At 38.0% G+C, this 7,989-nt stretch carries 8 protein-coding genes and 1 pseudogene; 6 read left to right on the top strand and 3 right to left on the bottom strand.

Annotation, left to right across the window (positions count from 1 at the left end; translation table 11 throughout):
- Positions 1–97 precede the first annotated feature (97 nt).
- Positions 98–460 (top strand): annotated as a pseudogene (locus D0T85_RS14570) (beta-galactosidase); the annotation flags it as partial.
- A gap of 41 nt (positions 461–501) precedes the next feature.
- Here D0T85_RS14570 and D0T85_RS14565 read toward each other — a convergent pair.
- The 3 genes from D0T85_RS14565 to D0T85_RS14555 all read right to left on the bottom strand — a co-directional run bounded on the left by D0T85_RS14565 (position 502) and on the right by D0T85_RS14555 (position 4,416).
- Positions 502–1,707, bottom strand: a complete 1,206-nt coding sequence (locus D0T85_RS14565) for an ATP-binding protein (RefSeq protein WP_163214249.1) — start codon at positions 1,705–1,707, stop codon at positions 502–504.
- Between the two features lie 160 nt (positions 1,708–1,867).
- Positions 1,868–3,052, bottom strand: coding sequence for a hypothetical protein (locus tag D0T85_RS14560; protein WP_163214248.1), 1,185 nt, complete (start codon positions 3,050–3,052; stop codon positions 1,868–1,870).
- Entirely contained in the window at positions 3,049–4,416 is a 1,368-nt protein-coding gene (locus D0T85_RS14555) for an APC family permease (RefSeq protein ID WP_163214247.1), read from the bottom strand. The genes D0T85_RS14560 and D0T85_RS14555 overlap by 4 nt, the downstream gene beginning before the upstream one ends.
- A gap of 49 nt (positions 4,417–4,465) precedes the next feature.
- Between D0T85_RS14555 and D0T85_RS14550 the strand changes: the two genes are divergently transcribed.
- The 5 genes from D0T85_RS14550 to D0T85_RS14530 all read left to right on the top strand — a co-directional run bounded on the left by D0T85_RS14550 (position 4,466) and on the right by D0T85_RS14530 (position 7,951).
- Positions 4,466–5,836: an ATP-binding protein gene (locus D0T85_RS14550; protein WP_203558490.1), complete on the top strand. Its 1,371-nt coding sequence runs from the start codon at positions 4,466–4,468 to the stop codon at positions 5,834–5,836.
- A 90-nt stretch (positions 5,837–5,926) separates the two neighbouring features.
- Positions 5,927–6,343 (top strand): phospholipase, encoded by a 417-nt coding sequence (locus D0T85_RS14545; protein WP_163214246.1) that lies wholly within the window; start codon positions 5,927–5,929, stop codon positions 6,341–6,343.
- Positions 6,343–7,146 carry a metal ABC transporter permease gene (locus D0T85_RS14540; protein WP_163214245.1) on the top strand — a complete coding sequence of 268 codons (804 nt, stop codon included), beginning with the start codon at positions 6,343–6,345 and terminating at the stop codon, positions 7,144–7,146. The genes D0T85_RS14545 and D0T85_RS14540 overlap by 1 nt, the downstream gene beginning before the upstream one ends.
- A gap of 83 nt (positions 7,147–7,229) precedes the next feature.
- Complete coding sequence (tsaE, locus tag D0T85_RS14535) at positions 7,230–7,646, top strand: tRNA (adenosine(37)-N6)-threonylcarbamoyltransferase complex ATPase subunit type 1 TsaE (protein ID WP_163214244.1); 417 nt, start codon at positions 7,230–7,232, stop codon at positions 7,644–7,646.
- Positions 7,647–7,723: 77 nt separating this feature from the next.
- The gene (locus tag D0T85_RS14530) at positions 7,724–7,951 is read left to right on the top strand and encodes an immunity 17 family protein (RefSeq protein ID WP_163214243.1); all 228 of its coding nucleotides are present in this window, start codon (positions 7,724–7,726) and stop codon (positions 7,949–7,951) included.
- Positions 7,952–7,989 lie beyond the last annotated feature (38 nt).

The raw sequence follows: 7,989 nt of genomic DNA, 5'->3' as shown, positions 1-7,989 counted from the left end.
ACAATCCTATAATTGATTCTCAATATGTTATGATTGACATAGTGGGAAATAGAAGTGCAATTTTTATGAAAATTATTTTTAAGAGTGAAAGTTGGGTTATGTTGGGCTATACAATTCTACAGTTACCGGTATGGAAGAGGCTTATGTCCGTTCGCAATCCATGGGCGGTCGAACAGATACCAAATGGCTTACCCTAACAGATAACAATGGAAAAGGAGTGAAGATTACAGCTAAAGACAGCATTAGTTTTTCTGCTCTACACTTTACTGATAAGGATTTATATACAGCCCGATACGGTCACGACATTGATGATTTCCGCCGTTCGGAAGTAGTACTTAATCTGGATTGTATTCAACGTGGATTAGGTAATGCTAGTTGTGGTCCCGGACCACGTGCGCAGTATGAAATAGAGAAAGGAAAAGAATATTCGTTTACATTCAGGATAGAGTCGTTTCAATAGGTGCTCTATGGTTGCTGTGCCGGTAGGGATACCGGCACAGTTTATATCTGTTTCAACAGGAAATCGCCTAAATTGCTATACACAATCCCCTTATAATCATCTCCAATAATCATATCATTAAGGGCTACAACATATTTGGGATAATTGTCTCTTATTTCCATAAGATTACCAAATTCCCGCTCCCGCGTCTTTTCATCCATTGCGGTTAATGTTACCTGAATATAAATACGCTTTCCACTCTTTTCGGCCATGAAGTCAATTTCCTTCTCACCCATCTTTCCAACAAAGACTTTATATCCGGATTGTATCAAATGCAAGTAAACGGCATTTTCCATAAGTTTATGTATATCAGCAGATGCATTGCCTCCCCGAATCATATTACGAAGGCCTAAGTCCTCAAAGTAATACTTCTCGCCTATCTCAAAGATTTTTAAACCTCCAACATCTGCCCGTTGTACTTTATGCATAATATATGCGTTGGTAAGTCCTTTCAGGTAATTAATAATAAGTTGGGGAGTTATCTGAATTTGTTGAGACTTTAAATATTTACTGATGTTATTTGAACTAAAAAGACTGCCTACATTATCTGCTACATACACAACCAGATTTTCTAGGAAAGAAACATTTCTGATCCTTTCTTTAGCAACAACATCTTTCAATAATATGGTAGAATAAACATTACTCAGATACTCAAAAACCTGATTACTATTAAGTTCAAGATTAATAAGAAAGGGCATACCTCCAAAAGTAAGATACTTTGTAAGACTGTCTAATGAGTTTTCAAAAGAATGGAATTGCAAGAACTCCTGATAACTAAGCGAATGGATATCGAACTCCATATATCTTCCCGAAAGATAAGTTGCAAGTTCGCTTGAAAGAATGTTGGCATTACTTCCTGTACAATAAATATCGCATTTCTCTTCGGCAAGTAAACTTCGTAAAGCATCCTGAAAAGAATCAATCTCTTGTACTTCATCAATAAACAGGTAATTATGCCTTGCCGGTTTTAACTGTGAAGTTATATAATTATAAAGATTGGTAGATGTCTTGATTCTCCGGAACTCTTCTAATTCACAATTTATATAGATTGTATTTGCCTGTTTGTCCAAAGCTTTAACCTCATCGCATAACTGAAGCATGATGCAACTTTTACCAACTCGCCGTTGTCCGGTTAATACCTTTATTATAGGTTTACCTATATAAGGTTTTATTCGTTCTACATAAATATCTCTCTTAATGTATTTCATCTTTATATCAGTATAACTACTACAAAGATAAAAAGTTTCATTTATAAATGAAACTTTTTGAGTTTAAGTTTGAGTAATGAGTAATGAGTTTTGAGTAATGAGTTACGATGCCGCATGGAAACTCATTACTCAAAACTCAAAACTCATTACTCAAAACTCATTACTTTCTTCTCATTACCTGCAAATTCGATTGCCGTGCAAAACCAATACGGAAATTTAACGGTTTAGGATCGCCCAATTGATAGGCATCCCTTAACTCTGGTTGCGGATATTGTGCATAATCGGCCACTGGTTTGTAGAAAGTTCCATAAAGATTAATTCTCCATTTATCCTTTGGATAATAGGTTATTGGAATAGCCGAGTCGTCCTGCAACACTGCAGAAGATTTCTCCAAAACCAAATCCCGTATCATTGAGAACCCGGGAGAGTGCATCAGGTACGAAGCCGATTTAATAAAGGTTGCTGTAGAATTTCTGTTTAGCTTGTTTATGCAATTAACCAGCGGCTTGTTCTGTTCCAAGCCTTCATTACTCAGGTCGGTAATATAATAATAAAGTGTTTGCAAACGGTTAGTACCCTTACGGAAGAACTTCATCTCTACCATACCAGTTTGTTCTGTGATAGGTGTATTATCTGGGTGTGTAGATATAATGGTACCATCACTGTTGATTCGTACATTGCGAATGCTGATTATCTCTTTATCTGTCCGTGCCATCAACATGGAAATAATAGGAACAACGCCATCTATTGTATCGTTCACCATTTCCACACTCATATCTCTGGTGCGGAAAAAGCTTAAGCTCAACACATCTGAAACTGCATCCTGGTAAAGTTTGTATGTTCTTTGCGAAGGGTGTTTCACTTCAATAGCCGTTCCGGGTCGCTCCAATCCAATAAGGAAATAAGTATCCATATCCGGGAAGAAAGCATTGGAAAACAAAAAGTCGGGACCACCAAACGGATAGAATAGTGTATGAACATTCCGGTTAATATCACTCAACTCGTTTTGCGTAAATGCCAGTACCTTAGGTGCACTCTGTTGATACGAATTCCATATCTGATCCATGTTGCGTGCATGGTTCTTCCACTCTTTAGTTTGTGTAAGTGCATACAACTTTGAGTTTTGATTCATAACCGGCATACCGGCAACAAATCTCGCAGCATCAGTCAATTTTTCATTAGGTTCCAGTTTAACGTTTTCGTTTGCTGCGGTAGTAGATTGCCCGGCTAACGATATAGAGTCTTGTCCGTTGGGAGCTTGTTTCCCCTTCTGAGGATTGCACGAACTAACCCCGATGCATAATCCAATTAATGCAATTATTAAATAGCTTAGTTCCTTTTTCATTTTAGAGATTTCTTTTTATATTTTACAATAACTTTATTCAAATAGTAAATACCGGCTCCCGAAAGCAATGTGGCAGCACTCATAATCGACATCCACATAACACCCTGACTACCTTCGACAAAGGCTTGTTTGTAATCTTCGTAAATAAGATAAACAATGGACCATGAGATAAGACCGATGAAAACACACGGAGTAATCGGGTATCCCCATGTTTTGTATGGACGCTCAATGTCAGGAAAACGCTTTCGGTGCACAAAGATACCGATAACTGCAAGCAGTGCAAAAAACGAAAGAGTTATTCCTGTATATTTAGTAATCAATTCAAACGAGTCGGTAATAACCAGTAAAAAACTTATAGTAAACTGTACCCAGATAGCTACCTGTGGAGTGCCTTTACTCGAACGGCGCGACAATGGACGGAGTATATACGTATCTTCTCCCATTACCTGCGATACACGCGGAGCAAGAAAAACCATAGAGCTGATACTTGATATAAGCAATATGGCAATCATTATGGCAACAACATGACTAATGCCTTCACCAAAGATATATTGTGAGGCAATAAAACCAACTTCAATCTGTCCGGTAAGTTCGTTAACGGGTGCGGCAAGCAGAAATACAGCATTTAACAAGATATACAGTCCGGTAACAATCAGCGTACTGATAAAGAGTGACCTTGGGATCGTTTTTTGTGGATTCCTGATCTCGCCCGCCATATAAGCCGAAGCATTCCATCCTGAATAAGAGTAATATACCCAGATAAGCGAGGTGGCAAATCCTACAGAGAATATATCATCGAAAGAGAATTCGCGAAAAGAAGCCGAAACATCCTGATGTTGCTCGGGAAGAATAAATCCGCAGATAATAAACACCACAATGATGCCTATTTTGAAAATAGTGAAATATCGTTGTACTGCACCTCCGGCCTTTACATCGTAGGCATGCAAGCTGGTAATAAGCGTAAGCATAACAAGCGCAATAACTGTAGGACTGGCAACAGGAAATACCATATACAGATACTTGGCCAAAGCCATACAAGCCAGAGCAACTGGGGCGGCAAAGCCAACAATCAGCGAGGCCCAGCCCGACATAAATCCTAAAATAGGATGGTAAATTTCACGCAGGTAATGATACTCCCCTCCGGAACGAGGCATAACCGAACCTAGTTCACCATATACCAAAGCCCCACACAATGCTATGATTCCACCGAATAACCAGAGAAGCATAATGTTGGCAAAGTTCGTTGTACTTTCCAGCAGAAAGCCCAGAGATGTAAATACCCCTGTACCTATCATGTTGGCAATTACAAACGCCGAAGCGGTAAACAACCCGAATTTATAAATGCTATTTTTGGGATTGAGCATGCTACTTTTATTTCACCATTCTACAAAAGTAACAAAAATATGTGTACCTTTGACTTCTGCTTTAATAAGTTTAGTTCGAAATGAGATGCCCGAGAAACAAAATATAGAATACAAATCATCATGGCACGATGATTACTTACAATGGATATGTGGTTTTGCCAATGCTCAAGGCGGAAGAATATATATAGGTAAAAATGATGCTGGGACAGTTGTAGGCTTAAAGGATTCTAAAAGATTGATGGAAGATATTCCCAATAAAATCAGAAACCTGATGGGGATTACAACCGAAGTAAACCTTTTCGAAGAAAACAAAAACCATTATATCGAAATAGTAGTACAGCCTTACTCCGTACCAATTTCTTTGCGCGGGAGATTTTATTATCGTTGTGGAAGCGTGAAACATGAATTAACAGGTGCATCTTTGAATGAGTTTTTACTTAGACGAGCCGGTCATACTTGGGATGACGTAATTGATGAACGTGCCACATTTGATGATATTGATGAAAGAACCATAAAAATATATCTTCGCAGAGCAGAAGAAGCAGGACGCCTACCTAATATTGAAGGATTATCAATACCTGAATTATTAGAAAAACTTCGTCTGGCAAAAAACGGAAAGCTTAAACGGGCATCTATTGTTTTATTTGGCAAAGATCCTGGCGCATTCTATCCAAATACATTTGTTAAGATTGGAAGATTTGAAGACGATGGTTTTACAATTCGTTTCCAAGAACTAGAAGAAGGCAATATTATTCAGATCTTGGATCAGGTGTTGCGTACACTCGATCATAAATTCTTAATACGTAATATTTCTTTTGAAGGTATGAACCGTATAGAAACTCTTGAATATCCTATTCCTGCATTGCGTGAGATGTTGCTTAATGCGCTTATTCACAGAAACTACATGGGTGCTCCTACACAAATTCGTGTTTACGATAATCAAATGACAGTATGGAATCATGGAACTTTGCCTGACGGTATAACATTAAACCAATTAGCTGAAACACATTCTTCTTATCCTCGTAATCCTATTTTAGCTGAAGCTTGCTTTCGTGGAGGCTATATTGATTCGTGGGGAAGTGGCATAATGAAGATTGTAGATTCCTGTAAAGCAGCAGTACTACCAAATCCAGTAATGGAAGAGAATGGTGGTGGATTTATTGTGAAACTGTTTAAGGATAAATATTCGAAAGAACAACTACAGAAACTTGGTTTAAATCCACGACAGATAAACGCAGTATTGTATGTGAAAGAAAAAGGGCGGATTACTAATAGTGAATATCAAAAGTTAAATGAGGTTTCCAAACCAACAGCAACGCGAGATTTATCTGAATTGGTTGAAGCTTATAAGTTATTGACGAATATAGGCTTTGGGGCGGGAAGCCACTATGAATTAATAATTGGCTCAATTGGCTCATAATTGGCTCGTAATTGGCTCACGTAAATCTATCTGTCTATTTTTTAGCGGATTAAACAATGTGGATATTATTGAAAAAGACTTTATATAATTATGTGGATACTTATCTTAGCCCTGTTCATAGGTGCCTTAATCGTATTCGTTTTGGGATACATCCGGAACAGGAATTTACAGAAAAAGGTAGATAGAGGTGAAATAGACCATATACCCGAAATTGTAGAAGTAGATGCCGAGTGTTGCGGTCAGCATGAAATGTGCGAGAAAGATAGTCTACTGGCAGCCGTCAGCAAACAAATAGAATATTACGATGACGAAGAACTGGATCGATACCACGGTAAACCGTCTGACGAGTATACAAACGAACAGATAGACGAATTCCGCGATGTTTTTTATACCATGTTAGAAACCGATGTTGCAGGGTGGGTGAGGAGCCTCCAACTACGTGGGATAAATCTGCCGGACGAAATAAAAGATGAAGTTTTTCTGATTATTGGTGAGAGAAGACATTAATGGAGTTATTACAATATACTTTTTTTCAAAACGCGTTGCTGGGTAGTTTGCTAGCTAGTATTGCCTGTGGCATAATCGGAACATATATTGTTACCCGTAGGCTTGTATTTATCAGTGGAGGAATAACCCATGCCTCCTTTGGTGGAATAGGAATCGGACTTTACAGTGGAATTTCTCCCCTTTTATCGGCTGCTGTATTCTCAGTACTTTCTGCATTTGGTGTTGAATGGCTGAGTAAACGAAACGATATGCGACAAGATTCTGCCATTGCTGTGTTCTGGACATTAGGTATGGCAGTAGGTATTATTTTTAGTTTTCTCTCTCCCGGTTTTGCACCTGATTTATCTGCTTATCTTTTTGGGAATATACTTACTATAACGCAAACTGATATCCTTATGCTTGGCATATTGTCGGTTCTGTTGATTCTGTTCTTTACTATTTTTATTCACCCAATAATCTATATCGCATTCGACAGGGAGTTTGCCCGCTCGCAGGGAATACCTGTAGCAGTATTCGAATATATATTAATGATGTTTATTGCCCTGACCATTGTGGCATGCCTTCGGATGGTGGGCATTGTACTGGCAATATCGTTATTAACCATTCCCCAGATGACTGCAAACTTGTTTACCTATAATTTCAAGAAAATCATTTGGTTGTCTATTGGTATTGGGTATCTGGGTTGCATTGGCGGATTGTTTATATCTTATTTTCTGAATGTTCCTTCGGGAGCATCCATCATATTTTTCTCTATTATTATTTATGTTATTTGTAAATTGATTAGATTAGTAACTAGTAGTTAGTAGCTAGTAGCTAGCAAATATCTAACTGAGCTAGCTTCACCTCTACTAACTACTAGCTACTGGCTACTAACTACTAAAATATCATGCAAATTCAAATTAACTCATTAGACCAGATTCAGGAAGCAGCCAAACAGTTTATTGCTGCTATGGGAGATAATACCGTTTTCGCATTTTATGGAAAAATGGGAGCAGGTAAAACTACTTTTATCAAAGCTGTTTGCGAAGAGTTAGGTGTTACCGATGTAATTACATCACCTACCTTTGCTATCATCAATGAATATCGTTCGGACGAAACAGGTGAATTGATTTATCATTTCGACTTTTACCGCATCAAAAAACTCGACGAAGTATATGATATGGGGTACGAAGATTATTTCTACAGCGGTGCTCTTTGTTTCATAGAGTGGCCCGAACTTATTGAAGAAGTTCTTCCCGGAGATGCTGTAACAGTTACAATAGAAGAACAGGAAAATGGAAATAGAGTAGTGAGTTTTGAGTAATGAGTAATGAGTTTTTTCCATCAAACTCAAAACTCATTACTCACTACTCACTCACAACTACTTAAAACTCAAAACTTATGTGGGGTCATTATGTTGTTCAAGGATTATTCCTGCTTGCCGGAATTATTTCGGTATTAGCCTCTCTTTTTAACTGGAACTGGTTTTTTAGTGCTCGCAATGCCCAGTTGATAGTTCGCAATGTAGGTCGTAATCGGGCTAGATTGTTCTATGGCGTTCTGGGAGTTATATTGATGGGTATGGCAGTCTTTTTTTATTTTGAAACTATAGCGCAACTAAATAAATAATATTATGAAACAATTTGTAAAAAAGATATCAAATGCAA

Origin of the sequence: Bacteroides sp. 519 (assembly GCF_010500955.1) — a bacterium.
Lineage (GTDB): Bacteria > Bacteroidota > Bacteroidia > Bacteroidales > Bacteroidaceae > Bacteroides.
This window is presented reverse-complemented; position numbering and strand designations above follow the sequence as displayed.